The 26,563-nt window shown below is 74.7% G+C and carries 23 protein-coding genes and 1 rRNA gene; 18 read left to right on the forward strand and 6 right to left on the reverse strand.

Translation table 11 applies throughout. The features are described 5' to 3' along the window. The first annotated feature begins 3 nt into the window (after positions 1 to 3). Positions 4 to 120: ribosomal RNA gene (gene rrf, locus ACI79O_RS22425) — 5S ribosomal RNA — on the forward strand. Between the two features lie 92 nt (positions 121 to 212). On the opposite strand, the gene ACI79O_RS22430 is transcribed toward rrf, so the two are convergent. Together ACI79O_RS22430 and ACI79O_RS22435 are read right to left on the reverse strand one after the other, a co-directional pair. Beyond that, complete coding sequence (locus tag ACI79O_RS22430) at positions 213 to 875, reverse strand: DUF2461 domain-containing protein (protein WP_456915247.1); 663 nt, start codon at positions 873 to 875, stop codon at positions 213 to 215. After that, positions 872 to 1,450: an N-acetyltransferase family protein gene (locus tag ACI79O_RS22435; RefSeq protein ID WP_456892981.1), complete on the reverse strand. Its 579-nt coding sequence runs from the start codon at positions 1,448 to 1,450 to the stop codon at positions 872 to 874. The genes ACI79O_RS22430 and ACI79O_RS22435 overlap by 4 nt, the downstream gene beginning before the upstream one ends. Positions 1,451 to 1,512: 62 nt before the next feature. Between ACI79O_RS22435 and ACI79O_RS22440 the strand changes: the two genes are divergently transcribed. The 6 genes from ACI79O_RS22440 to ACI79O_RS22465 all read left to right on the forward strand — a co-directional run bounded on the left by ACI79O_RS22440 (position 1,513) and on the right by ACI79O_RS22465 (position 8,220). After that, positions 1,513 to 2,745, forward strand: coding sequence for a winged helix-turn-helix domain-containing protein (locus ACI79O_RS22440; protein WP_456892983.1), 1,233 nt, complete (start codon positions 1,513 to 1,515; stop codon positions 2,743 to 2,745). An 11-nt stretch (positions 2,746 to 2,756) separates the two neighbouring features. Continuing rightward, the gene (locus ACI79O_RS22445; protein ID WP_456892985.1) at positions 2,757 to 3,572 is read left to right on the forward strand and encodes a thymidylate synthase; all 816 of its coding nucleotides are present in this window, start codon (positions 2,757 to 2,759) and stop codon (positions 3,570 to 3,572) included. 22 nt (positions 3,573 to 3,594) lie between these two features. After that, complete coding sequence (locus ACI79O_RS22450; RefSeq protein WP_456892987.1) at positions 3,595 to 4,119, forward strand: dihydrofolate reductase; 525 nt, start codon at positions 3,595 to 3,597, stop codon at positions 4,117 to 4,119. 10 nt (positions 4,120 to 4,129) lie between these two features. Beyond that, on the forward strand, positions 4,130 to 5,044 hold the full coding sequence (gene dapA / locus ACI79O_RS22455) for a 4-hydroxy-tetrahydrodipicolinate synthase (RefSeq protein WP_456892989.1): 915 nt from the start codon (positions 4,130 to 4,132) through the stop codon (positions 5,042 to 5,044). Beyond that, complete coding sequence (locus ACI79O_RS22460; RefSeq protein ID WP_456877776.1) at positions 5,041 to 6,753, forward strand: ribonuclease J; 1,713 nt, start codon at positions 5,041 to 5,043, stop codon at positions 6,751 to 6,753. The genes dapA and ACI79O_RS22460 overlap by 4 nt, the downstream gene beginning before the upstream one ends. 183 nt (positions 6,754 to 6,936) lie before the next feature. Then, a complete protein-coding gene (locus ACI79O_RS22465) occupies positions 6,937 to 8,220 on the forward strand; it encodes a right-handed parallel beta-helix repeat-containing protein (RefSeq protein ID WP_456892990.1) in 1,284 nt (427 codons plus the stop codon). Positions 8,221 to 8,278: 58 nt separating this feature from the next. Here the strand turns inward: ACI79O_RS22465 and ACI79O_RS22470 are convergent, their stop codons facing one another. From ACI79O_RS22470 to ACI79O_RS22480, 3 genes are all read right to left on the reverse strand, one after another. Further along, positions 8,279 to 8,959: an anti-sigma factor family protein gene (locus ACI79O_RS22470; protein ID WP_456892992.1), complete on the reverse strand. Its 681-nt coding sequence runs from the start codon at positions 8,957 to 8,959 to the stop codon at positions 8,279 to 8,281. Continuing rightward, positions 8,956 to 9,489, reverse strand: a complete 534-nt coding sequence (locus ACI79O_RS22475; protein ID WP_456892993.1) for a sigma-70 family RNA polymerase sigma factor — start codon at positions 9,487 to 9,489, stop codon at positions 8,956 to 8,958. Before ACI79O_RS22475 ends, ACI79O_RS22470 begins: the two co-directional genes overlap by 4 nt. A 64-nt stretch (positions 9,490 to 9,553) precedes the next feature. Further along, complete coding sequence (locus ACI79O_RS22480; RefSeq protein ID WP_456915248.1) at positions 9,554 to 11,503, reverse strand: prolyl oligopeptidase family serine peptidase; 1,950 nt, start codon at positions 11,501 to 11,503, stop codon at positions 9,554 to 9,556. 74 nt (positions 11,504 to 11,577) lie between these two features. On the opposite strand from ACI79O_RS22480, the gene ACI79O_RS22485 reads away from it, so the two are divergent. The 10 genes from ACI79O_RS22485 to ACI79O_RS22530 all read left to right on the forward strand — a co-directional run bounded on the left by ACI79O_RS22485 (position 11,578) and on the right by ACI79O_RS22530 (position 24,456). Next, the gene (locus ACI79O_RS22485; RefSeq protein ID WP_456892997.1) at positions 11,578 to 14,124 is read left to right on the forward strand and encodes a DNA translocase FtsK 4TM domain-containing protein; all 2,547 of its coding nucleotides are present in this window, start codon (positions 11,578 to 11,580) and stop codon (positions 14,122 to 14,124) included. A gap of 67 nt (positions 14,125 to 14,191) precedes the next feature. Continuing rightward, entirely contained in the window at positions 14,192 to 15,637 is a 1,446-nt protein-coding gene (locus ACI79O_RS22490) for a MiaB/RimO family radical SAM methylthiotransferase (protein ID WP_456915249.1), read from the forward strand. A 7-nt stretch (positions 15,638 to 15,644) separates the two neighbouring features. After that, a complete protein-coding gene (pgsA, locus tag ACI79O_RS22495) occupies positions 15,645 to 16,307 on the forward strand; it encodes a CDP-diacylglycerol--glycerol-3-phosphate 3-phosphatidyltransferase (protein WP_456877769.1) in 663 nt (220 codons plus the stop codon). A 157-nt stretch (positions 16,308 to 16,464) separates the two neighbouring features. Beyond that, positions 16,465 to 16,866: a helix-turn-helix domain-containing protein gene (locus ACI79O_RS22500; protein WP_456893001.1), complete on the forward strand. Its 402-nt coding sequence runs from the start codon at positions 16,465 to 16,467 to the stop codon at positions 16,864 to 16,866. 100 nt (positions 16,867 to 16,966) lie between these two features. Beyond that, positions 16,967 to 18,196 (forward strand): DUF4032 domain-containing protein, encoded by a 1,230-nt coding sequence (locus ACI79O_RS22505; protein ID WP_456893003.1) that lies wholly within the window; start codon positions 16,967 to 16,969, stop codon positions 18,194 to 18,196. Between the two features lie 119 nt (positions 18,197 to 18,315). Further along, positions 18,316 to 19,671, forward strand: coding sequence for an extracellular solute-binding protein (locus tag ACI79O_RS22510; protein WP_456893005.1), 1,356 nt, complete (start codon positions 18,316 to 18,318; stop codon positions 19,669 to 19,671). Then, complete coding sequence (locus ACI79O_RS22515; RefSeq protein WP_456893007.1) at positions 19,668 to 20,630, forward strand: carbohydrate ABC transporter permease; 963 nt, start codon at positions 19,668 to 19,670, stop codon at positions 20,628 to 20,630. Before ACI79O_RS22510 ends, ACI79O_RS22515 begins: the two co-directional genes overlap by 4 nt. Next, a complete protein-coding gene (locus ACI79O_RS22520; RefSeq protein ID WP_456893009.1) occupies positions 20,630 to 21,463 on the forward strand; it encodes a carbohydrate ABC transporter permease in 834 nt (277 codons plus the stop codon). Before ACI79O_RS22515 ends, ACI79O_RS22520 begins: the two co-directional genes overlap by 1 nt. A gap of 48 nt (positions 21,464 to 21,511) precedes the next feature. Continuing rightward, positions 21,512 to 22,828 carry an ABC transporter ATP-binding protein gene (locus ACI79O_RS22525; protein ID WP_456893011.1) on the forward strand — a complete coding sequence of 439 codons (1,317 nt, stop codon included), beginning with the start codon at positions 21,512 to 21,514 and terminating at the stop codon, positions 22,826 to 22,828. A gap of 11 nt (positions 22,829 to 22,839) precedes the next feature. Continuing rightward, complete coding sequence (locus tag ACI79O_RS22530) at positions 22,840 to 24,456, forward strand: glycoside hydrolase family 13 protein (protein WP_456915250.1); 1,617 nt, start codon at positions 22,840 to 22,842, stop codon at positions 24,454 to 24,456. On the opposite strand, the gene ACI79O_RS22535 is transcribed toward ACI79O_RS22530, so the two are convergent. Then, the gene (locus ACI79O_RS22535; protein WP_456915251.1) at positions 24,453 to 25,496 is read right to left on the reverse strand and encodes a PfkB family carbohydrate kinase; all 1,044 of its coding nucleotides are present in this window, start codon (positions 25,494 to 25,496) and stop codon (positions 24,453 to 24,455) included. The genes ACI79O_RS22530 and ACI79O_RS22535 overlap by 4 nt on opposite strands. Before the next feature lie 182 nt (positions 25,497 to 25,678). Between ACI79O_RS22535 and ACI79O_RS22540 the strand changes: the two genes are divergently transcribed. Continuing rightward, entirely contained in the window at positions 25,679 to 26,521 is an 843-nt protein-coding gene (locus ACI79O_RS22540; RefSeq protein WP_456878017.1) for a PspA/IM30 family protein, read from the forward strand. Positions 26,522 to 26,563 lie beyond the last annotated feature (42 nt).

A 26,563-nucleotide genomic window follows, 5' to 3' on the forward strand; every position in this document is an offset into this window, starting at 1 on the left:
TGTTACGGCGGCCATGGCGAGAGGGAAACGCCCGGTACCATTCCGAACCCGGAAGCTAAGCCTCTCAGCGCCGATGGTACTGCCCTGGAGACGGGGTGGGAGAGTAGGACGCCGCCGGACAACCATTTCCCGTGAAGGGCCCTCACCACTCGGTGAGGGCCCTTCCGGCATTCTCGGAACGGCACACGGACCCGATGACGTTCCCTTGCCCGTCAGCGCCGGCGGACCTCCTTGGTCGTCGCCCCGACGTTGTCGGCGAACCAGGCGTTCAGCGCCGTCAGGTCCCGCCAGGCGTCGCGGACGTGGTCGAGCGCGGCGGGTCCGTGCAGCCAGTCCGCGTACTCGAACAGCCGTCCCGCGTGCAGCGAGCGGTGCCGCAGCAGGTCGGCGCGGTCGTCGTCGACGGCGTAGCCCTTCGGGACGCGGCTCAGTCGGTCGCCGTCGACCACCCAGCCCGCGGCCGCCAGGCGGTGCACCTCGTCGCGCAGGCGGGGTCCCTGGACGTCGTCGGCCACGGCGCGGCGGAAGCGGTCGACCTGGTCGGACTCCAGTCGCCAGGCGCCACCGGCCACCCGCAGCCCCTCGGCGGAGATCTGCACGTACCAGGCGCCCGCGCCACGGCCCTCCGGCACCACCACGGCGCCCTGGTGGGTCTTGTACGGCGTCTTGTCGTTGCTGAACCGGACGTCGCGGTAGGGACGGAAGAGCTTGGCCGGACCGAACTCCGGCGCCAGCGCGTCGACGAGGGCCTGCATCGGTGCGCGGACGCAGGAGTCGTACACCGCCTTCGAGCGGGTCCAGTACGTCTTGGAGTTGTCGGCCTCCAGGCCCTCGTAGAAGACCAGTCCCTCGTCGGGGAACCCGGCAAAGGTCACGTGACGTCCTCCAGGAGCGTGTGCCAGCGGGTCTCCCGCAGCGGGGTGCCTCCCGCGTCCAGCGTGCGGACCCAGCCGTCCCGGTCCCAGCCGGCCGACTCCAGGAACCGGGCGGTGACCGCGTCGGCCTCGGCCACCCAGGTCTGCAGCCGTGCCACGCCGGTCGACCGCGTGAGGTCCGCGACGGCCGCGAGCAGCCGGCTGCCGTGCCCGCGCCGTCCCCAGCGCGGCTCGACGAGCAGGACGGCGAGCTCGGTGGTCGGCCCGGCCGGGTGCGGGCGCTCGTCGGGTGCCAGCTCCGCGGGGGCGTAGGCGGCGAAGCCGACGACGCGGCCGTCGTCGAGTGCGACGAGGACGCCGTGCCCGGGCGTCGGCGGCGAGGCGACGGCGGCCGTCCACGCCTCCGTGGCGGCCGCACCGTCCCAGCCGTCCAGCACCGCCGCGGGCAGCGTCGCCGCCGTGCGCCAGGCCTGCTCCTGCACGTGCGCCATCGCCGCCGCGTCGCCGGGCACGGCCGGCCGCACCGACACCTCCGCGGTGCCGGTCAGCCGTGGGAACGGGGGCCGGGGGTCCACGCGGGCAGCCTAGGGCGGACACCCGCGCGCGGATCGTCACTGGTCCGGGGCAGGATCGGGTCGTGGCCGCCCCGACCGCCGAACGGCTCCCCGCCGCGCTGGCCCGGCGCATCGCCCTGGCCGCGCAGGGCTTCGCCGAGCCGCGGCCGGCCGGCGCCGTCGACAGCCGCCGCCTGCGGCGCCTGACCGACCGGCTCGCCGTCGTCCAGATCGACTCGGTGAACGTGCTGTCCCGCTCGCACTACCTGCCGGCGTTCAGCCGGCTCGGCGCCTACCGCCGTCCCGTCCTCGACGACTTCGTCGCCCGCCGCCACGAGGTGTTCGAGTACTGGGCGCACGAGGCGTCCTACCTGCCCGTGCGGCTGCACCCGTACCTGCGCTGGCGGATGGCCGCGGCCGAGGAGCACGCCTGGGGCTCGATGGTCCGCATCCAGCGGGAGCGGCCCGGCTACGTCGCCGAGGTGCTCGACCGGGTCCGCGAGGCCGGGCCGACCAGGGCCAGCGACCTCGCCGAGCCCCGCCCCGACCGGCCCGGGAGCATGTGGAACTGGCACGCGGGCAAGGTGGCCCTCGAGTGGCTCTTCTACACCGGCGTCCTCACCGCGCGGGCCCGGACGACGTCGTTCGAGCGGGTCTACGACCTCACCGAGCGCGTGCTGCCCGCCGCCGTCGTGCAGGCACCCACCCCGGAGCCCGCCGACGCCGTCCGGGAGCTGGTGCGCACCGCCGCCCGTGCGCTCGGCGTGGCCACCGAGCGCGACCTGCGTGACTACTTCCGGCTGCGCCCGGCGCCCGCCCGGCAGGCGATCGCCGAGCTGGAGGAGACCGGCGAGCTGGTCCCGGTCGAGGTCGCCGGCTGGGGGGCGCCGGCCTGGCTCGACCCGGCCGCGCGGCGCCCGCGGTGGATCCGCGCGCAGGCGCTGCTCTCGCCGTTCGACTCCCTGGTCTGGGAGCGGCCGCGGGTGGAGCGCATCTTCGGCTTCCGCTACCGCCTGGAGATCTACACCCCGGCGGCCCAGCGGGTGCACGGCTACTACGTCCTGCCGTTCCTGCTGGGCGACCGGCTGGTGGCCCGCACCGACCTCAAGGCCGACCGGCAGGCCGGCGTGCTGCGCGTCCAGGCCGTCCACGCCGAGTCCGGCGTGGATCGCGCCGACGTGGCCGCCGCGCTGGCCGACGAGCTGCGGCTGATGGCCGACTGGTCCGAGCTCGACGGCGTCGCCGTGGCCGACCGCGGGGACCTGGCGGCCGACCTCACCGCCGCGCTGCCTGCTCCCCGTCCGGTCGTCGCCTAGGCTCGGCGGCCGTGGTGAGCAGCAGCGGGCCGGTCGACACGCAGTACGAGGACCTGCTGCGGCGGGTCCTCGAGCAGGGGACGCCGAAGTCCGACCGCACCGGCACCGGCACGGTGAGCACGTTCGGGGAGCGGTTGCGCTATGACCTGTCGACGTCGTTCCCGCTGGTCACCACGAAGAGGGTGCACTTCCGCTCGGTCGCCGTCGAGCTGCTGTGGTTCCTGCGCGGCGAGGGCAACGTCCGCTGGCTGCAGGAGCAGGGCGTGACCATCTGGGACGAGTGGGCCGACGCCGACGGCGACCTGGGCCCGGTCTACGGCGTCCAGTGGCGCTCCTGGCCGACGCCCGACGGCGGGACCGTCGACCAGGTCCAGGGCGTCCTCGACACGCTCCGGAAGGACCCCGACTCCCGCCGCATGGTGGTCTCCGCGTGGAACGTCGCGGCCCTGCCGGAGATGGCGCTGGCGCCCTGCCACGCGCTGTTCCAGTTCGCCGTCCACGACGGCCGGCTGTCCTGCCAGCTCTACCAGCGCAGCGCGGACATGTTCCTGGGCGTGCCGTTCAACATCGCCAGCTACGCACTGCTCACCCGCATGGTCGCCGACCAGGTGGGGCTGGCCCCGGGGGAGTTCATCTGGGTCGGCGGCGACTGCCACGTCTACAGCAACCACGTCGAGCAGGTCCGCGAGCAGCTCTCGCGCGAGGCCCGGCCGTTCCCGACGCTGGAGATCGCCCCGGCGCCGTCACTGTTCGACCACCGCTTCGAGGACTTCGTCCTGCACGGCTACGACCCGCACCCGGCCATCCGTGCCGCCGTGGCCGTGTGACCGTGCGCAGGACCCGGCGTCGATGGGCATAGCCTGCATCTGGGCGCAGGCCCGCGACCGGGTCATCGGCGCCGGCGGCCGGCTGCCCTGGCACCTGCCCGAGGACCTGCGGCGGTTCCGGGAGCTGACCTCCGGGGGCACCGTCGTCATGGGACGGCGCACCTGGGAGTCGCTGCCCGGGCGCAACCGGCCGCTGCCGGGCCGGCGCAACGTCGTCCTCACCTCCGACGCGCCCTGGGCCGCGGACGGCGCCCGGCGCGCCGGCTCGGTCGAGGAGGTGCTCGCCGGCTGGCCGGACTGCTGGGTCATCGGCGGCGCCGCGGTCTACGCCGCCTTCCTCCCGCACGCCGACCGGCTCGTGGTCACCGACGTCGACCTCGCCGTCGACGGCGACACCCACGCCCCCGTCCTCGACGGGGCCTGGCGGCCCGTCGCGCGCGAGCCCGCCGCGGGCTGGGCCACCTCGACGACCGGCCTGCGCTACGCCGTCACCGAGTACGGGCGCCGCCCCGCCGCCTGGCCGGAGACCGGCCGGGACGGTCGGTAGATTCGCGTGCATGACCTCCGACCCCGCCCGGCCGTTCGGGCGCGTGCTCACGGCGATGGTCACCCCGTTCACCGAGGACGGCTCGATCGACCTCGCCGGGACCCAGGAGCTGGCCGCGCACCTGGTCGACCGGGAGGCCCACGACGGACTGGTCGTCCTCGGGACGACGGGGGAGTCGCCGACCGTCCGTGACGGCGAGTCGCGCGCCGTTCTGGAGGCGGTGCTCGACGCCGTCGGCGACCGCGCAGTGGTGGTCGCCGGGGTGGGCACCAACGACACCGCGCACAGCATCGACCGCGCCCGCGACGCCGAGCGGCTCGGTGCCCACGGCCTGCTCGTCGTCACCCCGTACTACAACAAGCCGCCCCAGGCCGGCCTGCTGCGGCACTTCACCGCCGTCGCCGACTCCACCGACCTGCCGGTGATGCTCTACGACATCCCGCCGCGCTCGGTGGTCCCGATCGAGGTCGAGACCCTGGTCCGGGCCGCCGAGCACCCGCGGATCGTGGCGGTCAAGGACGCCAAGGGCGACCTCGGCGCGGTGGCCTGGACGCTGGCGCGCACCGACCTCGCGTACTACTCCGGCGAGGACATGCTCAACCTGCCGCTGCTGGCACTCGGTGCGGTCGGCGTGGTGAGCGTTGTGGGGCACCTGGCCGGCCCCCGGCTCGCCGAGCTCATCGCGGCCGTCGAGTCCGGTGACCTGGCGGAGGCGCGCGAGGTGAACCAGGCCCTGCTGCCGCTCTACACCGGCATCTTCCGCACCCAGGGCGTCATCATGGTCAAGGCGGCGCTGCGCGAGCTGGGGCTGCCCGCCGGCCCCGTGCGCCCGCCGCTGGTCGACGCCACCCCCGAGCAGATCGCGCAGCTGCGCACCGACCTCGCCGCCGGCGGGGTCCACCTCCGAGAGGCGCACGTGAAGTGACCGTCAGCTCCGCCGGACCGGCCGGCCAGCCCCACCTGGACCTCAAGGCACCGCCGCCGCTGCCGGCCGGCGGGCTGCGCGTCATCGCCCTCGGCGGGCTGGGGGAGATCGGCCGCAACATGGCCGTCGTCGAGTTCGACGGCAGGCTGCTGGTCATCGACTGCGGCGTGCTCTTCCCCGAGGCCGAGCAGCCCGGCGTCGACCTCATCCTCCCGGACTTCGGCGTCATCGAGCACCGGCTGGCCGACATCGAGGCCGTCGTCCTCACCCACGGGCACGAGGACCACATCGGCGCGATCCCCTACCTGCTGCGGCTGCGCGGGGACATCCCGCTGGTCGGCTCGCGGTTCACCCTGGCGCTGGTCGCAGCGAAGCTGCGGGAGCACCGGCTGGTCCCCACGCTGGTGGAGGTCGCCGCCGGGGACGACCATGTGGCCGGACCGTTCCACTGCGAGTTCATCTCGGTCAACCACTCGATCCCCGACGCGCTGGCCGTCGCGGTGCACACGCCCGCGGGCGTGCTGGTGCACACCGGCGACTTCAAGATGGACCAGCTGCCCCTCGACGGCGTGCTGACCGACCTCGGTGCGTTCGCCCGGCTCGGCCTCGAGGGCATCGACCTGCTGCTGGCCGACTCCACCAACGCCGAGATCCCCGGGTTCGTCACCCCCGAGCGGGCCATCGGCCCGGTCCTCGAGGACGTCTTCCGCCGCGCCACCCAGCGGCTGATCGTGTCCAGCTTCGCCAGCCACGTGCACCGCATCCAGCAGGTGCTCGACGCCGCCGACATGCACGGCCGCAAGGTCGCCTTCGTCGGCCGCTCGATGGTCCGCAACATGGGCGTCGCCCGCGACCTCGGCCTGCTGCGGGTCGCCCCCGGGCTCATGGTCAGCCTCGACGAGGCCACCAGCATGCCGCCCGAGCAGGTGGTGCTGGTCAGCACCGGCTCCCAGGGTGAGCCCCTGTCGGCGCTGGGCCGGATGGCGCGCGGCGAGCACCACCAGGTCACCATCGAGGCCGGCGACACCATCGTGCTGGCGTCCTCGCTGGTGCCCGGCAACGAGACCGCCGTCTACAAGGTCATCAACGGGCTGGCCCGGCTCGGCGCCACGGTCGTGCACAAGGAGACCGCCCGCGTGCACGTCTCCGGGCACGCCCCGGCCGGCGAGCTGCGCACCCTGCTCAACGTGGCCAAGCCGCGGTACCTGATGCCGGTGCACGGGGAGTGGCGGCACCTGCGGGCGCACGCCGCGCTGGCCGAGGAGACCGGCATGGCCGCCGACCGGGTCCTGCTCGCCGAGGACGGCGTCGTGGTGGACCTCGTCGACGGCAAGGCCTCCATCACCGGGTCGGTACCGGTGGGCAACGTCTACGTCGACGGCCTCAACGTCGGCGACGTCGGCGAGGAGGCGCTGCAGGAGCGGCGGATCCTGGGCGACGAGGGCTTCGTCGCGCTCACCGTCGTCGTCGAGCCCTCCACCGGCACGATCGTGCGGCCGGTGCACCTGTCCACCCGCGGGTTCTCCGACGACCCCGCGGCGTTCGACGAGGTGCTGCGGCTGGTCGAGGACAACCTCAAGCGGGAGCTGTCCGACGGGCAGACCGACGCCCACCGGCTGTCCCAGACCATCCGGCGGACCGTGGGCAAGTGGGTGAGCGACACCCACCGCCGCCGGCCGATGATCATCCCGACGGTCCTCGAGGTCTGAGGAGGGCCTCCCTGCCCCACCGTTCCCGAGGCGGTGGCGGGGAGCCGTCCCGGCACGTCACCGGGCTCGGCGCGGGCTCGCGGAGATCGACCGGGATCGTCGTGAACGCGGTGGGCGTCGCCCCCGTACTCCCTCGTGTGCGGCGCCCGACTCGCGGGTGCCCGGGACCCACGGGGGACTGTCATGGCACCAGCGTCCAGGCGAAGCGCGGCCCTTCGCGTCGGCACCGCGGCCGGCGCGTCGGCGTTCGCCCTGCTCCTGCTCACGGCCGCCCCGGCCGCCGCCGGCGGCCCGGGCGGCCGGCACCACCCCGGCGGGTACGCCGTCACGACCACCGACGACGGCGGCGACGGCTCGCTGCGCGCCGCGGTTCAGGCGGCCAACCGCGCCGGCTCGGGCACGGTCGTCCTGTCGGACCGCACCTACCGCCTGGCAGTCGCCGGGTCCGACGACACCGCGGCCGCCGGCGACCTCGACGTCACCGGTCGCCTGGTCATCGAGGGCCGCGGTGCCACGGTCGACGCCGCGGGCCTGGACCGGGTGTTCGACGTCCGGCCCGGCGGCTCGCTGACCCTCCGCGGGGTCACCGTCACCGGCGGTGTGGCCCCCGGCGCCCCCAGCACCACCGGCGGCGCCTCCGGCGGCGGCCTCCTCAACGCCGGCACGCTCGTCGTCCACCACAGCACGGTCACCGGCAACTCGGCCGCTCGTGCCGGTGGCGGCATCGAGGCGATCGCCGGGTCGACGACGACGGTCACCGGCTCGACGCTGTCGCGCAACAGCACCGGTGCGAGCCCGGGCAACGGCGGCGGGCTGCACCTGACCGGCACCGGAACCGTGCACGTCGAGCGCAGCACCGTGGAGGACAACACCGCCGCGGCGGAGGGTGGGGGCCTGTGGAACTCCGCCACCGGCACGATGACCGTCGAGCGCAGCACCGTCGCCGGCAACCGCGCCGGCGGCCCGGCGGCCGACAACGGCGGGGGCGGGCTGTTCAACGACGGCGGGTCGCTGACCGTCGACCGCACCGAGGTCCGCGGCAACGTCGCCGACGGCGCCTCCGGCTCCGGCGGCGGGCTGCTCAACGACAGCGGCACGCTGAGCGTCAGGCGGTCGGTGGTCGAGGGCAACAGCGCCCGGCGGGCCGGTGGCGGCATCGAGGCCGACACCGGGACGACGACGCTCGAGCGCACCGTGCTGGTCGGCAACAGCACCGGACCGGTGCCGGGCAACGGTGGCGGCCTGCACCTCACCGGGGCCGGCACCGTGCGCGTCGACCGCGGGACCGTCACCGGCAACAGCGCCGCGGACGAGGGCGGCGGGCTCTGGAACTCCGAGCCCGGGACGATGGCCGTCACCCGCACCACGATCCGCGGCAACTCCGCCCCGGTCGGCCCCGACGTCTTCCAGGACGGTGCCGGCGCCGGCTTCACCGTCGACGGGCGCACCGTCCCCGGCGGGGTCTGACCGGCCCCGGAGGGAGGCGCCGGGCACGGGGGCCGGCGCCTCCCCTCCGGGGTCCCGCTCAGAACTCGGAGCGGACCACCACCTCGCCGTCGGCGTCGACGACCTCGAAGCCGACGGCGTCGCCGCGCAGCACCGAGGAGTTGAGGTTGCAGCGCACCTGCTGCGGGCCCACGCCGAGGAACTGCCCGGCAGGCACCTCGCGGCCGTCGTCGTCGGTGACCGCCACCCGGTAGACCTCCCCGGCGGAGAACCCGGTGCCGGTCAGCTTCACCTCCACGCCCCAGGTGTGCGGCACCAGGTCGGCGCTGGCCTCGACACCCGAGGCCACGACCTGCACGGCCACCGGCTCCAGCGGCACCGGGTCGGGCACCGGGCGCACCGCCCACCCGACCGCGCCGCCGGCGGCGGCCACCCCGGCGACGGCCGCGGCGGCCAGCACCCGGCGCCGCACCACCGCGCGGCGCAGCGGCACCGCCCGCCGCTGCTCCTCGGCGATGCGGGCCAGGACGCGGGCGCCCAGGTCCGGCGGGGGAGTGGGGGTCGCGTCGAGCGCGTCGGGGTCGACGGCGGCCAGCCGGTCGGCCAGCGGCGCGATCTCGGCCAGGTCGGCGCGGCAGTCGGCGCAGCCGTCGAGGTGGGCGCGGACCCGGTCCCGCTCGGCCGGCTCGAGGTGCCCCAGCGCGTAGGCGCCCAGCAGCTCCCGCAGCTCCCGGTGCTCGTCCCCGCGTGCGGCGCTCACGGCTCGACCCCCATCTCGTCCAGGGCCAGGCGGAGCGCCTTGAGCCCGTAGAACACCCGGCTGCGGACCGTGCCGACCGGGACGCCGAGCTCCGCGGCCACCTCGGCGTACGGCCGGCCGCGCAGGTGCGTCTGGACGATCGCCGTCCGGTGCTCGGCGCTGATCCTCCGCAGCGCCTCCTCCACCACCCAGGCGTCGACCAGGCCCTCGTCGGCGGCCGCGACGGCCGGGCCGTCGACGCCCTCGCCGTCGGTCAGCTGCCGCTGCCAGGGCCGGACGGCGAAGCGGCGGGCCTCGTCGACCACCACGTTGCGCGCGATGGCGAACAGCCACGTCCGCAGGCCGGCCAGCCGGGGGTCGAACGAGCCGGCGGCACGCCAGGCACGCAGGAACACCTCCTGGACGACGTCCTGCGCGGCGCCGCCGTCGCCGAGCTGCCGCAGGGCGAAGCGGTAGAGCTCCGCGCCGTGCGCGGCGTAGGCCGCCTGCACGTCCAGCGGTGCCGCCGGCACCGGTGTGTGCCGTCCCATCCGCGACCTCCCGGCGCCCGGCGCTGCCCGTCACCCGGGCGTACGGACGCCGGGCCCCGCCGGTTCAGCGCACGACGGCGATCGGCTCGATCCCCTCGTCCGCCGGCAGCGCGAAGCCCCACACCTGCGCGTAGAACGACAGCTCGCCGTCGAGGGCGGCGCGGATGTTCTCCGCGCGCCGGAACCCGTGCTGCTCGCCCTCGAAGAGCAGGTAGGCGTGCGGGACGCCGCGCTCGCGCAGCGCCGCCACCAGCACCTCGGCCTGCTCCGGCGGTACCACGCGGTCCTCGGCGCCCTGGAAGACCGCCAGCGGGGTGTCCAGCGCGCCGACGTGCGTGATCGGCGAGCGCTCGGTGTAGACGGCGGCGCCGTCGGGCCAGGGCGCCACCAGGCCGTCGAGGTAGCGCGACTCGAACTTGTGCGTGTCGGCGGCCAGCGCGCCGAGGTCGGCGACGCCGAAGTGGCTCGCCCCCGCGGTGAACGTCCCCGGCCGCAGGCACAGCGCCGCGAGGGTGGTGAAGCCGCCCGCCGACCCGCCCCGGATGGCCATGCGCGCGGGGTCGACCCGGCCGGCGTCGGCCAGGTGGCGGGCGCAGGCGACGACGTCGTCGAGGTCGACGACGCCCCAGCGGCCCTGCAGCGCGTCGCGGTAGCGGCGGCCGTAGCCGGTGGAGCCGCGGTGGTCGACGTGCGCCACGCAGAACCCGCGGGAGGTGAAGTACTGGACCTCCAGGTCGAGCACGGGGGCGTGGGCCGACGTCGGGCCGCCGTGCACCATCACCACCAGCGGCGGCAGGTCGCCCTCCGGCGCGGTCACCTCCGGGTTGGCCGGCGGGTAGACGTGCGCGTGCGCCTCGGCGATGCCGGTGCCGCGGTCCTCGGTCGGGAACGTCACGTGCTCGGGGACGGAGAACCACGCCGGGTCCAGGCCCAGGTCGCGCGCCGGGCGCAGGACCTCGACCGCGCCGTCGAGGCCCGCGCGCAGCACCACCGGCTCGGTCGCCGGGCCGCCGGCCACGCAGACGACGCCGTCACCGTCGGCGGTCAGGTGGCGGACGACCGTGTACCCGGGCAGCGCGACGTCGGCGGTGGCGCCGCCGGGCTCGCGGACGACCAGCCGCTCCCCGTCGGGGAACACCACCACGCGGCCGCCGGGGAGCAGGGCGAAGGAGCGGCCGCCGAACACCCACTGCGGCCCGGCCAGGTCGGTGCCGAGGTCGAGCACCAGCTCCGCGGTGCCGCCCGGCCGCCACCGCCACAGCGCCCACACGTCGGTGCGGTCGCAGCAGAACCACAGCGACCCGTCCTCGCCCCAGGTCGGCTGGACCGCCGACTCGCCCGGCCCGCCGGGGGAGCGCCCGCCGGCCACCACCGTCTCGGTGCCGTCGGCGGCGCGGACCACCAGCCGCGCGGCGTCCCAGGGCATGTCGGGGTGGTCCCACTGCAGCCAGGCCAGCTGCCCGTCCGGGCCCGGGCGCGGGTCGGAGACGAAGTCCGGCCCGGTCACCAGCACCTCGGCGGTGCCGTCGGGGGCGATGCGCACCAGCTCGTCGACGACGTCGGCCGCGGCGCCGCCGGCCGCGTGCGTCTCCCGGACGGCGAGCAGGCCGCCGTCGCCGGTGGGCGTGAGGTCGGCGTGGCGGACCCCGGCGGGCAGCTCCGGCTCACCGGTCACGGCGACCGGCTCGGCGGCGCCGGGGTCGAGGCGGTACAGCCGCTGGTCGTCGAAGTGCGTGAACCACAGCGTGCCGCCGGCGACCGCCCACGCCGCCCCGCCGTACTCGTGCACGCGGGTGCGGGCGTTCCACGGCGGCGGCAGCGCGTCGGCGACCGTGCCGTCGGCCGACCGGCGCACCAGCGCCGACCGCCCGCCCTCCCCGGGCCGTGACTCCGACCACCACACGTCGCCGCCGTCGACGGCGACCTCGCCCAGCCGGGCGGCGGCGCGGACGACGAGTGCCGAGGTGACCGGGGTGGGCCAGCTGCCGTACGGGACCGGGGGAGGAGTCGGCATGGCCCGACCGTAGGTGGGGGACACGACCCCGCGCCTGCCCGGGAGCGACCTGGGCGGCGGCTACCGTTCGACGCATGCCTGCCCGCACCACGCCCTCGCGCCGGCCGTCCGGCTCGGCTCCGAAGGGGAGGTCCGGGTCCACGGCCGCCGGCAAGCGGCCGCCCGCGCGCAACGGCAACCGCAAGCCCGCCGCCCGCAAGCCCGCGCAGGGCCCGGGCGCCGCCGCCGGCGTCTGGCGCGCCGCCGCCGGGACCTGGGGCCTGCTGGCCCGCGGCGCCGGCGGCCTGGCCCGGTCGGTCGCCCGCCCGGAGGAGGCCGAGCCGCTCGCGCCCGAGCACCGCCGCGACGGCGCGGGCCTGGCCGTCCTCGGCCTCGCCGTCGTCCTGGGGGCCGCCGCGTGGTTCGACGGCATCGGCCCGGTCGGCGCCGGCCTGGCCGACGCCGTGCGCTGGGCCGTCGGGGCGCTGCTGGTCGTGCTGCCCGCCTTCCTCTTCCTCGTCGCGCTGCGGCTGCTCCGCCGCGCGCCGCACCCCGAGGCCCGGGGCCGGCTGGCGATCGGCTGGCTGTGCGCCGTCGTCGCCGTCCTCGGGATCGCCTCGGTGGTCGGCGAGCCGGGCGACCCCCTCGACGGGCGGCCCGGCTCGGGGGGCCTGGTCGGCTGGGCGGTCGGCACGCCGCTGACCGCGGGCCTCGGCGCCGTCGTCGCGGTGGTGCTGCTGTCGCTGCTCGCCGTCTTCGCCGTCCTCGTGCTCACCGCCACCCCGCTGCACCAGGTGCCCGAGCGGCTGCGCGCTTTCGTCGACCGGACCACCGGCCGCGGCGGCGAGGACTGGGACGAGGACGGGCACGACGAGTACGCCGAGGAGGACGAGCCGGAGGAGGCCCCGCGCCCCCGGCGCTCCAAGCGGGCCGCGCTGTCCGAGGTCCTGGCCGAGGACGCCCCCGACCTCACCACCACCGGCCCCATCGACCACGGCGCCTACGCCGAGGCACCCGAGGCCGTGCGGCACGAGCCCGCGGCAGAGCCGGCCGCCCCGCCCGCGCCGCGGCCGGCGGTGGTCGACCGGACCGCCCCGCCGGAGGAGCTACCGCCGGTCGAGGAGCCGCAGCAGCTGGTCATCGAGCCGGTCGAGGGCGACTACGTGCTGCCCTCGATCAGCACGCTGCGCCCGGGCACGCCCCCGCGGGCCCGCTCGCAGGCCAACGACGTCGCCATCGAGGCGATCACCCGCGTGCTCGAGCAGTTCAACGTCGACGCGGCCGTCACCAGCTTCACCCGCGGCCCGACGGTCACCCGCTACGAGATCGAGCTGGGCCCCGCGGTCAAGGTCGAGAAGATCACCGCGCTGACCAAGAACCTCGCCTACGCGGTGGCCAACGACAACATCCGCATCCTGGCGCCGATCCCGGGCAAGTCCGCGGTGGGCGTCGAGGTGCCCAACACCGACCGCGAGACGGTCAGCCTCGGCGACGTCATGCGCTCCCAGGCGGCCAAGCAGGACCCGCACCCGATGCTGGTCGGCCTGGGCAAGGACATCGAGGGCGGCTTCGTCTGCGCCAACCTCGCGAAGATGCCGCACCTGCTGGTGGCCGGTGCCACCGGCGCCGGCAAGTCCAGCTGCATCAACTCGCTGCTGACCTCGCTGCTGCTGCGCGCCACCCCCGACCAGCTGCGGATGATCCTGGTCGACCCGAAGATGGTCGAGCTGACGCCCTACGACGGCATCCCGCACCTGATCACGCCGATCATCACCGACCCCAAGAAGGCGGCCACCGCGCTGGCCTGGCTGGTCGAGGAGATGGAGCAGCGCTACCAGGACATGCGCGCCACCGGGGTGCGGCACATCGACGACTTCAACCGCAAGGTCGAGCGCGGCGAGATCGTCGCCCCGCCCGGCAGCGAGCGGGTCTACCGCCCCTACCCCTACATCCTCGCGATCGTCGACGAGCTCGCCGACCTCATGATGGTGGCCCCGCGCGACGTCGAGGAGTCGATCGTGCGGATCACGCAGAAGGCGCGCGCGGCCGGCATCCACCTGGTGCTCGCCACCCAGCGGCCCTCGGTCGACGTCGTCACCGGCCTGATCAAGGCCAACGTGCCCTCGCGGCTGGCGTTCTCCACGTCGAGCCTCACCGACAGCCGGGTCATCCTCGACCAGCCCGGCGCGGAGAAGCTCATCGGCATGGGCGACGCCCTGTTCCTGCCCATCGGCGCCGGAAAGCCCATCCGCGTCCAGGGGGCCTACGTCTCCGACGCCGAGATCGAGGCGGTCGTCGAGTTCACCAAGCGGCAGGCCGAGCCGGAGTACCGCGAGGAGGTCTTCAGCGCCGCGCAGGGCGAGAAGAAGGAGATCGACGAGGACATCGGCGGGGACCTGGACCTGCTGTGCCAGGCCGTCGAGCTCGTGGTCACCAGCCAGTTCGGCTCGACGTCGATGCTGCAGCGCAAGCTGCGGGTGGGCTTCGCCAAGGCCGGGCGGCTCATGGACCTCATGGAGACCCGCGGTGTCGTCGGGCCCTCCGAGGGCTCCAAGGCCCGCGACGTGCTCGTCAAGCCCGACGAGCTGGAGTCGGTGCTGTTCACGCTGCGTGGCGGAACCCTCCCCGCCGGCGACGTCTGACCCGGAGCGGGGGAGGTCACCCTCGTCCCCCCCCGGGTCGTCCGGGCGCAGCAACTACGATGGTCCGGTGAGCGCTCCGCCCAGCCCTGCCCGGACCGTGGCGGTGGTGACCCTCGGTTGCGCCCGCAACGAGGTGGACTCCGAGGAGCTGGCCGGCCGGCTGGCCGCCGGCGGCTACCGGCTGGTCGACGACGCCGAGGGCGCCGACGCCGTCCTGGTCAACACCTGCGGGTTCATCGAGTCGGCGAAGAAGGACTCGGTCGACGCGATCCTCTCGGCCACCGACGGCGGCGCGCAGGTCGTGGCGGTGGGCTGCATGGCCGAGCGCTACGGCGCCGAGCTCGCCGGCGCGCTGCCCGAGGCCACCGTCCTCGGCTTCGACGACTACGCCGTGATCGGCGACCGGCTCGACGACGTCCTCGCGGGCCGCCCGCTGGTGCCGCACTCGCCGCGCGACCGGCGCACGCTGCTGCCGATCAGCCCGGTGGCGCGCACCGCCGCGGTCGCCGCCGGCCGGGCGGGGGACGGCGAGACCCCGGCCATCCCCGGCCACGGCTGGGTGCAGCGCCGCCGGCTGGCCCCCGGTCCCACGGCCGCGCTCAAGCTCGCCTCCGGCTGCGACCGCCGCTGCGCGTTCTGCGCCATCCCGACCTTCCGCGGCTCCTTCGTCTCCCGGCCGCCGGCCGAGGTGCTCACCGAGGCGCGGTGGCTGGCCGGCCAGGGCGTCACCGAGCTGGTGCTGGTCAGCGAGAACTCCACCTCCTACGGCAAGGACCTCGGCGACCTGCGGGCGCTGGAGCGGCTGCTGCCGGAGCTGGCCGCCGTCGAGGGCGTCGTCCGCGTGCGGGTGGCCTACCTGCAACCGGCCGAGCTGCGGCCCGGCCTCCTCGAGGCCATCGCCGGCACCGACGGCGTCGCGCCGTACTTCGACCTGTCCTTCCAGCACTCCTCGCCCGGGCTGCTGCGCCGGATGCGGCGCTTCGGCGGCACCGACGACTTCCTCGCGCTCGTCGAGCGGGCCCGGTCGCTCGCTCCCGAGGCCGGCTTCCGCACCAACGTCATCCTCGGCTTCCCGGGCGAGACCGAGGACGACGTCGCCGAGCTCGAGCGGTTCCTCACCGGCGCGCGCCTGGACGCCGTCGGGGTGTTCGGCTACTCCGACGAGGAGGGCACCGAGGCGGCCGGCCTCGGCGGCAAGCTCGACCGGGCCGAGATCGACGCCCGCGTCCGCCGGATTACCGACCTGGTCGAGGAGCTGACCGCGCAGCGGGCCGAGGACCGCGTCGGCACCCGCGTCGAGCTGCTGCTCACCGAGGACCTCTCCGCCGACGAGGGGCCCGGCGTCTGGCTCGGCCACGCCGCGCACCAGGACCCGGACGCCGACGGCACCACGACGGTCACCGGCGTCCCCGCCGACGCCCGCCCCGGGCAGCTGCTGGCCGCCGAGGTCGTCGGCACCGAGGGCGTCGACCTCGTGGCCACCGCGCTCGCCCCGGTCCCGGCCGGCCGGTGAGGTCCCGGTGAGCGCCGTCGCTCCCGATCCGGCGGCGACCCCGCCGCAGTCGGCCCGCCTGGTCAACCTGCCCAACGCGCTGACCGTGCTGCGGCTGGCCGTGGTGCCGGTGTTCGCCGTCCTGCTGCTCTCCGACGGCGGCATGGACGACGGCCGCCGGGTGTGGGCGACGGTGTTCTTCGGCGCGGCGATCATCACCGACCGCTACGACGGGCTGATCGCCCGGCGCACCGGGCAGGTGACCGAGTTCGGCAAGCTGGCCGACCCGATCGCCGACAAGGCCCTCACCGGCACCGCGCTCATCGGGCTGTCGGTGCTCGCGCTGCTGCCGTGGTGGGTGACGGTGGCGATCCTCGTCCGCGAGGTCGGCGTGACGCTGCTGCGCTTCTGGGTGATCCGGCACGGCGTCATCGCGGCCAGCCGCGGCGGCAAGGCCAAGACCGTCGTCCAGGCCCTGGCCATCGGCCTGTACATCCTGCCGCTGACCGGGCTGCTGGCCACCGCCCGCTGGTGGGTGATGGCGGCCGCGCTGGTGCTCACCCTCGCCACCGGGCTGGACTACGTCTGGCGGGCGCTCGCCCTGCGCCGCACCAGCGCCCGGGCGATGCGGGCGGCCGCCGCCCGGCGGGCCGCGGGGCCGACCGGGTCGCGCACCGACACCGCCGCGTAAGGGGCGGCCGCGCCGGGAACGCGCAGGCCCGCCCCGGTGTTACGCCGTGAGCGGACGCGGCCCCGCCGGTCCGGTGCCGGAGGGACGGCCCGCGTACCGTGGGCGCACGGCACCCCCGGGTGCCGCCGCTCTTCCCCCTGCCAGACAGGAGACGGCCATGACGTTGCTGCGCACCCAGCTCGGGCGGACCCTGCGCGGGCACCGGCTGCGCCAGCGGCGGACGCTGCGCGACGTCTCCGGTGCCGCCCGGGTCAGCCTCGGGTACCTCTCCGAGGTCGAGCGCGGTCAGAAGGAGGCCTCCTCGGAGCTGCTCGCCTCGATCTGCGACGCCCTCGACGTCGAGCTGGCCGACCTGCTCGCCGAGGTGAGCACCGAGCTGCGCGGTCCCGACAGCCGCGTCCGCCCGCTCGCCCCCGCCGGCGCCCCGGCCGCCGAGGAGGCCCCCGCCGAGCAGGTGCCCGCCGCGGCCCCGGCTCCCGAGCCCGAGCCCGCCCTCGCGCTCGTCGGCGCGACCCGCGCCGCGCACCGCGCCGGGAGCGCCGTCTCGCTCGCCGCCTGACCCGCGTGCCCGGCCGCGGCCGGGCACGGTCCGTGGCAGGGTGGTGCCCGGGACCGCCCGTGCCCGGGCGGTCCGCTGCCGGCCAGCAACGGAGGTCGCGGTGCGGTACCTCTTCCGTCCTCCCGGGACCGACGGCGCGGAGCTGCTGACGCTGCCGTGGCACCAGCCCCTCGAGGAGTGGGACCCCGAGCTGCTGCTCGAGGTGCCGCAGCGGGGCATCTCGCGGCACGTCGTGCGCTTCGTCGCCGCGCAGGGGAAGGTGTTCGCCCTCAAGGAGATCTCCGAGCACCTGGCCCGCCACGAGTACGCGCTGCTCGGCGAGTTCGAGGAGGAGGGCCTGCCGTCGGTCTCGGTCCTGGGCATCTGCGTGGACCGCCCGCACGGGCAGGACGCCATCCTCGTCACCCGGTACCTCGAGTACTCGATGTCCTACCGCTACCTGTTCTCGCGGCCCAGTGCCCGCCAGTCGGTGGACCAGCTCATGGACACCCTGGTCGTGCTGCTCGTGCGGCTGCACCTGGCGGGCATCTTCTGGGGCGACTGCTCGCTGTCGAACACCCTGTTCCGCCTCGACGCCGGCGCGCTGGCCGCGTTCCTCGTCGACGCCGAGACCGCCGAGCGGCACCCCTCGCTCAGCCGCGGCCAGCGGCACTACGACCTCGACCTGGCCCGCGAGCGGGTCGGCGCCGAGCTGCTCGACCTGCAGTACGGCGACCTGCTGCCCGACGGCGTCGACCCCATCGAGGTGGCCGACAGCCTGCCGGTGCGCTACGCGTCCCTGTGGGACGAGATCACCCGCGAGGAGCTCTTCCAGGCCGACGAGCAGCGCTACCGCGTGGCCGAGCGCCTGCGACGGCTCAACGACCTCGGGTTCGACGTCGGCGAGGTGGAGCTGGTCACCTCCGACGAGGGCGCCCGCCTGCGGGTCGACACCCGGGTCTCCGCGCCCGGCCAGCACCGCAGGGAGCTGTTCCGCCTCACCGGCCTGGAGGTGGAGGAGAACCAGGCCCGGCGGCTGCTCAACGACCTGCGCTCCTTCCGTGCCTGGATGGAGCAGAAGGAGGGCGCGCCGGTCTCGGAGACGGCGGCCGGGCCGCGCTGGCTGGCCGAGGTCTACCGGCCCGTGATCGACGCGATCCCGCCCGAGCTCGCCGGCCGCCTGGCGCCGGCCGAGGTCTTCCACGAGGTGCTCGAGCACCGGTGGTTCCTGTCCGAGCAGGAGGGGCGCGACGTCGGGACGACGCAGGCGGCGCGCTCCTACGTCAGCACCGTCCTCCCGTCGATGCCCCCGGAGCTGACCACACCCTCGGTGATCGCCACCCGCCCCTGAGCGGACCGCACGCCGCTGGTCACGACGCCGACACGGCCGGGTTGCGCAGGTGTGTGGCCTGCGCCACGGTTACGACCACCGGTGATCGTCGGTGTTCGCCGAAACGGAGGCGATGAGTCTTGTCCATCGGAAGAGGGCAGATCCAGCGGCCCGGGGGCGGGCGGCCCACGTGGAGCCGGCGCAGACGGCCGCAACGGGCCCTGGGGGGCGCGGCGACCGCGTTCGTCCTGGCCTCCACGCTGGCCGCCTGCGGCGGCGGCGAGGGCGGCAGCACCCCGACGCTGACCTGGTACATCAACCCCGACTCCGGGGGGCAGGCGACCATCGCCGAGCGCTGCTCCGAGCAGTCGGACGGCGCGTACACGATCGAGGTGTCCCAGCTCCCCCGGGACTCGCCCGCCCAGCGCGAGCAGCTGGTCCGCCGGCTGGCGGCCGAGGACACGTCGATCGACCTCATGAGCCTCGACGTCGTCTTCCCGCCGGAGTTCGCCCAGGCGGGCTTCCTCGCCCCCGTCCCGGAGGACGTCGCGCAGGAGGTCAGCGAGGGGGTGTTCCAAGGGGCGCTGGACTCCGCCACCTGGAACGACGAGCTCGTCGTGGTCCCCTTCTGGTCCAACACCCAGCTCCTCTGGTACCGCAAGTCGGTGGCCGAGGCCGCCGGTCTCGACATGACCCAGCCGGTCACCTGGGACCAACTGGTCGAGGCCGCCGAGGGTCAGGACAAGCTCCTCAGCGCCCAGGGCCGGCGGTCGGAGTCCCTGATGGTGTGGTTCAACGCGCTGCTCGAGTCCGCCGGCGGTCAGTACATCCTCGAGAGCGGGGACACCCCCGAGAGCATCGAGTTCGGGCTGGCCACCCCCGAGGCCGATCGCGCCGCCGAGGTGATGGCCACCGTCGCCAACTCCTCCGCCGTCGGTCCCGGCTTCACGACGTCCAACGAGGACACCAACGCGAGCGAGTTCGAGAGCGACGACGCCGGCTTCATGGTCAACTGGCCGTTCGTCTACGCCCAGGCCCTCTCCAAGGTCGAGGCCGGCACCCTGGACCAGTCGGTGCCCGACGACTACGGCTGGGCGCTCTACCCCGCCGTTGACGAGGGGACGCCCAGCGCGCCTCCCCTCGGCGGGATCGACATCGGCGTGTCGGCGTTCAGCCGGTACCCCGACCTCGCCTACGAGGCGGTCACCTGCATCGTCCAGGACGACAACCAGGCCGAGTACATGGTGACCAACGGCAACCCGGCGTCGTCGATCGCGGTGTACGACGACCCCGAGGTGCAGGAGGCTTATCCCATGGCCGACACCATCCGCGAGTCCCTCGAGCTCGCGGCGTCCCGCCCGCTGACGGCCTACTACAGCGAGGTCCTCGGGTGCTTCCTGCGCGAGTTCCACCCGCCCGGCGCGGTGGACGACCAGACGGGTGAGCGCACCGAGACCCTCACCGAGGCCGTCCTCACAGGGGAGCAGCTGCTATGAGCCAGACGACGCTGCCGCCGGTCGAGAAGACCCAGCCGGTCTCCGCGCCGCGCGGCACGATCAGCGACCGGTCCCGGGCCGAGCGCAAGCTCGGCTGGATGCTGGCCGGACCGGCCTTCGTGGTCATGCTGCTGGTGACCGCCTACCCGATCGTCCAGGCGGTCTACTACTCGCTGTTCAACTACCGGCTCACCGACCCCGAGAACCGGTCCTTCACCGGGCTCAGCAACTACTGGGTGATCCTCACCGACGGCGTGTGGTGGCAGTCCATCCTCGTCACAGTGATCATCACGGTGGTCACGGTGGCCGTCGAGCTGGTGCTCGGCTTCGCGCTGGCCCTGGTCATGGCCAAGGCGCTCTCGTCGATCCGCCCACTGGTCCGGGCGGCCATCCTGATCCCCTACGCGGTGATCACGGTCGTGTCGGCCTACGCCTGGGCGTTCGCCTTCCGGATCAACACCGGCTTCGTCAACAGCTGGTTCGCCTGGCTGCCGGGCGTCAGCGACACCACCGACTGGTTCGGCGGCCAGGCCACCTCGCTGTTCGTCATCTGCCTGGCCGAGATCTGGAAGACGACCCCGTTCATCTCGCTGCTGCTGCTGGCCGGCCTGGCCCAGGTGCCGGAGGTGCTGCAGGAGGCGGCCAAGGTGGACGGCGCCACCTGGTGGCAGCGGATGTGGCGGGTCACCATCCCCAACATGAAGGCCGCCATCATGGTGGCGCTGCTGTTCCGGACCCTGGACGCGTTCCGGATCTTCGACAGCATCTTCATCATGACCGCGGGTGCGAACAACACCGAGTCGGTCTCGTTCCTCGCCTACCGGCAGACGATCTCCCGGGTGGAGATCGGCCTCGGCTCGGCCGTCTCCGTGCTGCTGTTCCTGTCGGTGGTGCTCATCGCCTTCAGCTTCATCAAGGGGTTCAGGGTCGACCTGTCCCAGGCCCGAGGGGAGCGCTGATGTCGACCAAGGAGAAGACCTGGTGGTGGGTCGGCGGCGTCCTGATCGTCCTCTACTGCCTGTTCCCGATCGCGTGGATCGTCTCGCTGTCGTTCAAGACGACCGCGGACCTCGCGAACCAACAGTTCCTGCCGTCGGCCTGGACGTGGGAGAACTACTCGACGATCCTCACCGGCTCGGCCAGTGACCTGTTCCTGCCGGCGCTGCGCAACAGCTTCGGGATCTGCCTGATCGCGACGTTCATCTCGTGCCTGCTGTCGATGTTCGCCGCCTACGCGATCGCCCGGCTGGACTTCCCTGGCAAGAAGCTGATCCTCGGCACCGCGCTGGCCGTGGCGATCTTCCCGGTCATCTCGATCGTCACGCCGCTGTTCAACCTGTGGCGGCAGATCGGGCTCTACGACACCTGGCCGGGTCTGATCATCCCGTACCTGTCGCTGACACTGCCGATCTCCATCTGGACGATGTCGGCGTTCTTCCGGGAGATCCCCTGGGAGATGGAGCAGGCGGCCCAGGTCGACGGCGCGACCACCTGGCAGGCGTTCCGCAAGGTGATCGTGCCGCTCGCCGCACCCGGCGTGTTCACCACGGCGATCATCGCCTTCTTCATCGCCTGGAACGACTTCGCGTACGGCATCTCGCTGACCTCGACGAACGCCGCCCGTCCCGTCCCGGCCGCGCTGGGCCTGTTCTCCGGCGCGTCCCAGTTCCAGGACCCCACGGGTGCCATCGCCGCGGCGGCGGTGATCGTCACCATCCCCGTCGTCGTCCTCGTGCTCCTGTTCCAGCGGCGCATCGTCGCCGGCCTCACCAACGGCGCGGTCAAGGGCTGACCCGGCCGTGCCCACCATCCCGCCGACCCATCGAGGGGACGAGATCTGATGGCCTCCATCGAGATGAAGAACATCGTCAAGCAGTACGGGGACGGCTACCCGGCCGTGAACGACGTCAGCCTGGACATCGCCGACGGCGAGTTCATGATCCTGGTCGGCCCGTCCGGCTGCGGGAAGTCGACGCTGCTGCGGATGATCGTCGGGCTCGAGGACATCACCAGCGGCGACATGGTCATCGGCGGCAAGCGGGTCAACGACCTCGCGCCGCGGGAGCGCAACCTGTCGATGGTCTTCCAGAACTACGCGCTCTACCCGCACATGACGGTGTACGAGAACATCGCCTTCCCGCTGCGACTGTCCAAGACGCCCGACGACGAGGTCCGGCGCCGGGTGAACGAGGCGGCCGACGTGCTGGAACTGCGCGAGCACCTCGAGCGCAAGCCGGCCAACCTGTCCGGTGGCCAGCGGCAGCGCGTCGCGATGGGGCGGGCGATCGTGCGCCAGGCCGAGGCGTTCCTGTTCGACGAGCCGCTGTCCAACCTCGACGCCAAGCTGCGCGGCCAGATGCGCACCGAGATCAGCCGGCTGCAGCGCCGGCTGGGCATCACGACCGTGTACGTCACCCACGACCAGACCGAGGCGATGACGCTCGGTGACCGGGTGTGCGTCCTGCGCAAGGGGAAGATCCAGCAGGTCGCCTCGCCGCGGGAGCTGTACGAGCAGCCGGTCAACCTCTTCGTCGCGGGGTTCATCGGCTCCCCGCCGATGAACTTCCTGCCCGCGACGCTCGAGGGCGACAGTCTGACGACGCCGTTCGGGTCGATCCGCCTCGACGACAAGCGCGTGGCCGCGGTGCGGGGTCGGGAGCTGCTGCTGGTGGGCATCCGGCCGGAGTACTTCGAGGACGCGTCGCTGGTCGACGAGGCCAAGCGGCCGCTCGGGTCGGTCTTCCGCGCCCGGGTCGACGTCACCGAGTGGCTGGGTGACTCGCAGTACGCCTACATCCCCTACGAGGCGCCCGAGGTGGTCACCAACCAGCTGCGGGCCCTGTCCAAGGAGCTGGACTCCGAGGAGCTGCGCACCCAGGCGATCGTGTCCATCGACTCGACCAGCCGGATCCGGGAGGGCCGCGAGGCCGAGTTCTGGCTCGACAGCCGGAAGGTCCACGTCTTCGACCCGCAGACCGGCGAGAACCTCACCCGCGACGCGGAGGCCGGCGCCCGGCTCACGCAGATGGCCACCGACGACCGGGTGGAGCAGGTGCAGGAGGCGCAGGCCACCGGGCAGACCGTCGGCTCCAGCGTGATCTCCGAGTCGTCCGGGTCCACCGGGTCGTCCGGGGCACACCGGTCCGGCGCCGCGTAACCACGCCGGCCGTGGACCACCGCCGTCCCTGGTGGCGGACGGCGGTGGTCTACGAGGTCTACCTGCGCAGCTACGCCGACGGCAACGGCGACGGGCTGGGCGACGTCGGCGGCCTGCGGGACCGGCTGGCCCACCTCGCCGACCTCGGCGTCGACGCCCTGTGGATCACGCCCTGGTACCCGTCGCCGATGGCCGACGGCGGGTACGACGTCGCCGACTACCGCGACGTCGACCCGCGGTTCGGCACGCTGGCCGACGTCGACGCGCTGCTCGCCGACGCGCACGCCCTCGGGCTGCGGCTGGTCGTCGACCTGGTCGCCAACCACACCTCGTCCGAGCACCCGTGGTTCCGGGCGGCGCTGGCCGGCGGCCCGGGGTCCCCGGAGCGGGCGCGCTACTTCTTCCGCGACGGCCGGGCCGGTGGGGAGGAGCCGCCCAACGACTGGATCAGCGCGTTCGGCGGCTCGGCGTGGACCCGGGTGTCCGACGGCCAGTGGTACCTGCACCTGTTCGCCCCCGAGCAGCCCGACCTCGACTGGGGATCGCCGGACGTCCGCGAGGAGTTCGACGGGATCGTGCGCTTCTGGCTCGACCGCGGGGTGGACGGCATCCGCGTCGACGCCGCGCCGGCGATGGCGAAGGTGCCCGACCTGCCCGACGCCGGGCACGGGCCCGGCGCGGCCTTCGCCAGCAGCGAGTGGGTGGGCAACCCGCACTGGGACGTCGACGCGGTGCACGAGATCTTCCGCCGGTGGCGCCGCATCGGCGACACCTACGCCGGCGACCGGCTGTTCGTCTCCGAGGCCGTGGTCAACGGGCCCGAGCGGCTGGCCCGCTACGTCCGCCCCGACGAGCTGCACACGACCTTCAACTTCGACTACCTCAAGGCCCCCTGGGACGCCGGCGCGCTGCGGGCGGTGGTCGACGGCACGCTGGCCGCCCTCGCCCCGGTCGGGGCGCCGGCCACGTGGGTGCTGTCCAGCCACGACGAGACCCGCCACCTCACCCGGTTCGGCCGGGCCCGCAGCGGCGCCGCCGTCATGGGCTTCGACGACGCCGCGCCGACCGACCTCGGACTCGGGCTGCGCCGGGCCCGCGCCGCGGCGCTGCTGACGCTGGCGCTGCCCGGGGGCGCGTACCTGTACCAGGGGGAGGAGCTCGGCCTGCCCGAGGTCGAGGACCTGCCCGAGGAGGCCCTGCAGGACCCCACCTGGGAACGCTCCGGGCGCACCGCGCGCGGCCGGGACGGCTGCCGGGTGCCGCTGCCGTGGTCGGGCGACCGGCCGCCGTTCGGCTTCGCGCCCGACGGCGTGGCCCCGTGGCTGCCCCAGCCTCCGTCGTGGCGGTCGCTGACGGTCGAGGCGCAGTCCGCGGACCCGGCGTCGACGCTGTCGCTGTACCGGGCGGCCCTGCGGCTGCGGCGGGAGCGGCTGGGGGAGGAGCCGCTGAGCTGGCTGGACCTCGGCGACGACGTCCTGGCCTTCGATAGGGGGTCGGCGCTGCGCTGCGTGGTCAACCTGTCCGCCCGGCCGGTGCCGCTGGCCGGGCTCGGGCAGGTGCTGCTCACCAGCGCGGGGGGCGGCGCGGACCTCCCGCCGGACACCGCCGCCTGGCTGGTGGCCCGCTAGGCGATCCCGGCGGGGCGCTGCTGCCGGGCCGCGGCCAGCTCGGCGGCGGTCGGCGGGTCGGCGCCCACCCGCGTGCAGTTGAGGGCGGCGACCAGCGCGGCGTCGTCGACCAGGGCCAGCAGGTCGTCGTCGGGGAGGGCTTCCAGGGCCGCCCGGCCGGTCACCCCGGCGGCGAGCAGCCCGGAGAACAGGCCGGCGGCGAGCGAGTCGCCGGCACCCACCGTGTCGACCACGGTCACCCGCGGCGGGGCGCGGTGCAGCAGCGGGCGGCCGGGGCGGGCGATCCGCAGCGGCGCGCCGCCGTCGGTGAGCAGCACCAGCGCCGGGCCGCGCGCCGCCCACCGCTGCGCGGCGTCGTCGAGGTCGGTCGCGTCCGGCTCGAGCCACGCGAGGTCCTCGGCGCTGACCTTGACCAGGTCGGCGACGGCGACCAGCCGGTCCAGGCGCGACCGCACCGACTCGGGGTCGTTGCCCAGGGCCGCGCCGACCGGGCCGCCGGCCAGCATCGGCCGCACGTTGGGGTCGACGCTGACCAGCGCGGTGCCGGACAGCCGCTCGGCCAGCCGGGCGATCGCGTCGCCACCCGGCGGCGTCCACGAGGAGATCGAGCCGACGTGCAGCAGCGCCGTCCCCTCCGGCAGCACCGCGGCCAGCTCCTCGTCGGTCCACTGCCAGTCGGCCGCGCCCTGCACGTGGAAGCCGTAGTCGGCGGAGCCGTCGGGGCCCAGGCCGACGACGGCGAGGCTGACCGGCTCGGCCGCCGTCACGAACCCCGAGACGTCGACGCCCGAGAGCTCGGCGTGCCGGCGCAGCGCGGGCGCCATCGGGCCGGTGCCCAGGCGGGCCAGCAGCGCGACCCGGGTGCCCAGCCGGCCCGCCGCGACGGCCACGTTGAGCGCGTTGCCGCCGGGCCGGGCCACGTAGTGCGGTGCGGTGCCCTCGGGGCCGGCATCGGCGTCGGGGACGGGGAGCAGGTCGACGACGAGCTCGCCGAGCACGGTGAGCACGGGGCCGGTGCGGCCGGGGACGTCGCGGTCCATCGCCCGACCATAGGGCCCCCGGACCGCGGGCACCCGGGGATCCCCGGAGGGAGGACGGGGGACGTCCCTGTTGGCTAGGGCACCGGTCCTGCTGGGACGATGAGCGGGAGGACCGCCGCGGACCGCGGCGGTCGGTATGCCAGAGGCGGCGCCGGACCGCGCCGGACCAGGAGGAGCTCGCCATGCCCAACCCGATCGTCAAGCTGTGGCGGTACCTGACGGCGTCGGCCAACGCGCAGATCGACCAGCGCGCCGACCCGAAGATCCAGATCCAGCAGGCGATCGAGGCCGAGCAGCAGCGCCACCAGGCGCTGGCCAACCAGGCCGCCGCCGTGCTGGGCAACCAGCGCCAGCTGGAGATGCGCCTGAACCGCCAGCTCGGCGAGGTCGAGAAGCTGCAGGCCTCGGCTCGCCAGGCGCTGGTCCTCGCCGACCAGTCCCGCGCCAAGGGAGACGCCGCCAAGGGCGCCGAGTACGAGAACGCCGCCCAGGCCTTCGCCACCCAGCTGGTGGCCGCCGAGCAGGCGATGGAGGACCTCAAGCGCAGCCACGACGAGGCGCTGCAGGCCGCCGAGCAGGCGCGCGGCGCGGTGGAGCAGAGCCGGATGCGGCTGCAGACGACGCTGGCCGAGCGCACCAAGCTGATGAGCCAGCTCGAGCAGGCCAAGATGCAGGAGCACGTGGCCGCCTCGATGCGGCAGGTCAACGAGCTCTCGGCGCCGGGCAACACCCCGAGCCTGGCCGAGGTCCGCGACAAGATCGAGGCGCGCTACGCCAACGCCCTCGGCCAGGCCGAGCTGGCGCAGACCTCGGTCGAGGGCCGCATGCTCGAGGTGCAGAAGGCCACGCTCGACGTCGCCGGCGCGTCGCGGCTGGAGCAGATCCGCGCGGCCATGGGCGGGAGCGGCACCGGCCAGCAGGCGGTGGAGGGCGGCACCGGTGCGGCCGGGGCGATCGGCCCCGGGACGGCGTCGCCGTCGTTCGAGAAGACCGAGCAGACCGCCCAGCGCCCCGAGAACGCCTGATCGACGACGCGACGGGGCCCGGTCACCGCCAGGTGACCGGGC

Source organism: Geodermatophilus sp. SYSU D00696, from assembly GCF_054050235.1.

Coding starts and splice junctions, on each gene's coding strand:
- ACI79O_RS22450 (WP_456892987.1), top strand. CDS start 3,595: ATGGGCATAGCCTGCATCTGGGCGCAGGCCCGCGACCGGGTCATCGGC.
- dapA (WP_456892989.1), top strand. CDS start 4,130: ATGACCTCCGACCCCGCCCGGCCGTTCGGGCGCGTGCTCACGGCGATG.
- ACI79O_RS22465 (WP_456892990.1), top strand. CDS start 6,937: ATGGCACCAGCGTCCAGGCGAAGCGCGGCCCTTCGCGTCGGCACCGCG.
- ACI79O_RS22475 (WP_456892993.1), bottom strand. CDS start 9,489: ATGGGACGGCACACACCGGTGCCGGCGGCACCGCTGGACGTGCAGGCG.
- ACI79O_RS22480 (WP_456915248.1), bottom strand. CDS start 11,503: ATGCCGACTCCTCCCCCGGTCCCGTACGGCAGCTGGCCCACCCCGGTC.
- ACI79O_RS22485 (WP_456892997.1), top strand. CDS start 11,578: ATGCCTGCCCGCACCACGCCCTCGCGCCGGCCGTCCGGCTCGGCTCCG.
- ACI79O_RS22500 (WP_456893001.1), top strand. CDS start 16,465: ATGACGTTGCTGCGCACCCAGCTCGGGCGGACCCTGCGCGGGCACCGG.
- ACI79O_RS22515 (WP_456893007.1), top strand. CDS start 19,668: ATGAGCCAGACGACGCTGCCGCCGGTCGAGAAGACCCAGCCGGTCTCC.
- ACI79O_RS22520 (WP_456893009.1), top strand. CDS start 20,630: ATGTCGACCAAGGAGAAGACCTGGTGGTGGGTCGGCGGCGTCCTGATC.
- ACI79O_RS22525 (WP_456893011.1), top strand. CDS start 21,512: ATGGCCTCCATCGAGATGAAGAACATCGTCAAGCAGTACGGGGACGGC.
- ACI79O_RS22535 (WP_456915251.1), bottom strand. CDS start 25,496: ATGGACCGCGACGTCCCCGGCCGCACCGGCCCCGTGCTCACCGTGCTC.
- ACI79O_RS22540 (WP_456878017.1), top strand. CDS start 25,679: ATGCCCAACCCGATCGTCAAGCTGTGGCGGTACCTGACGGCGTCGGCC.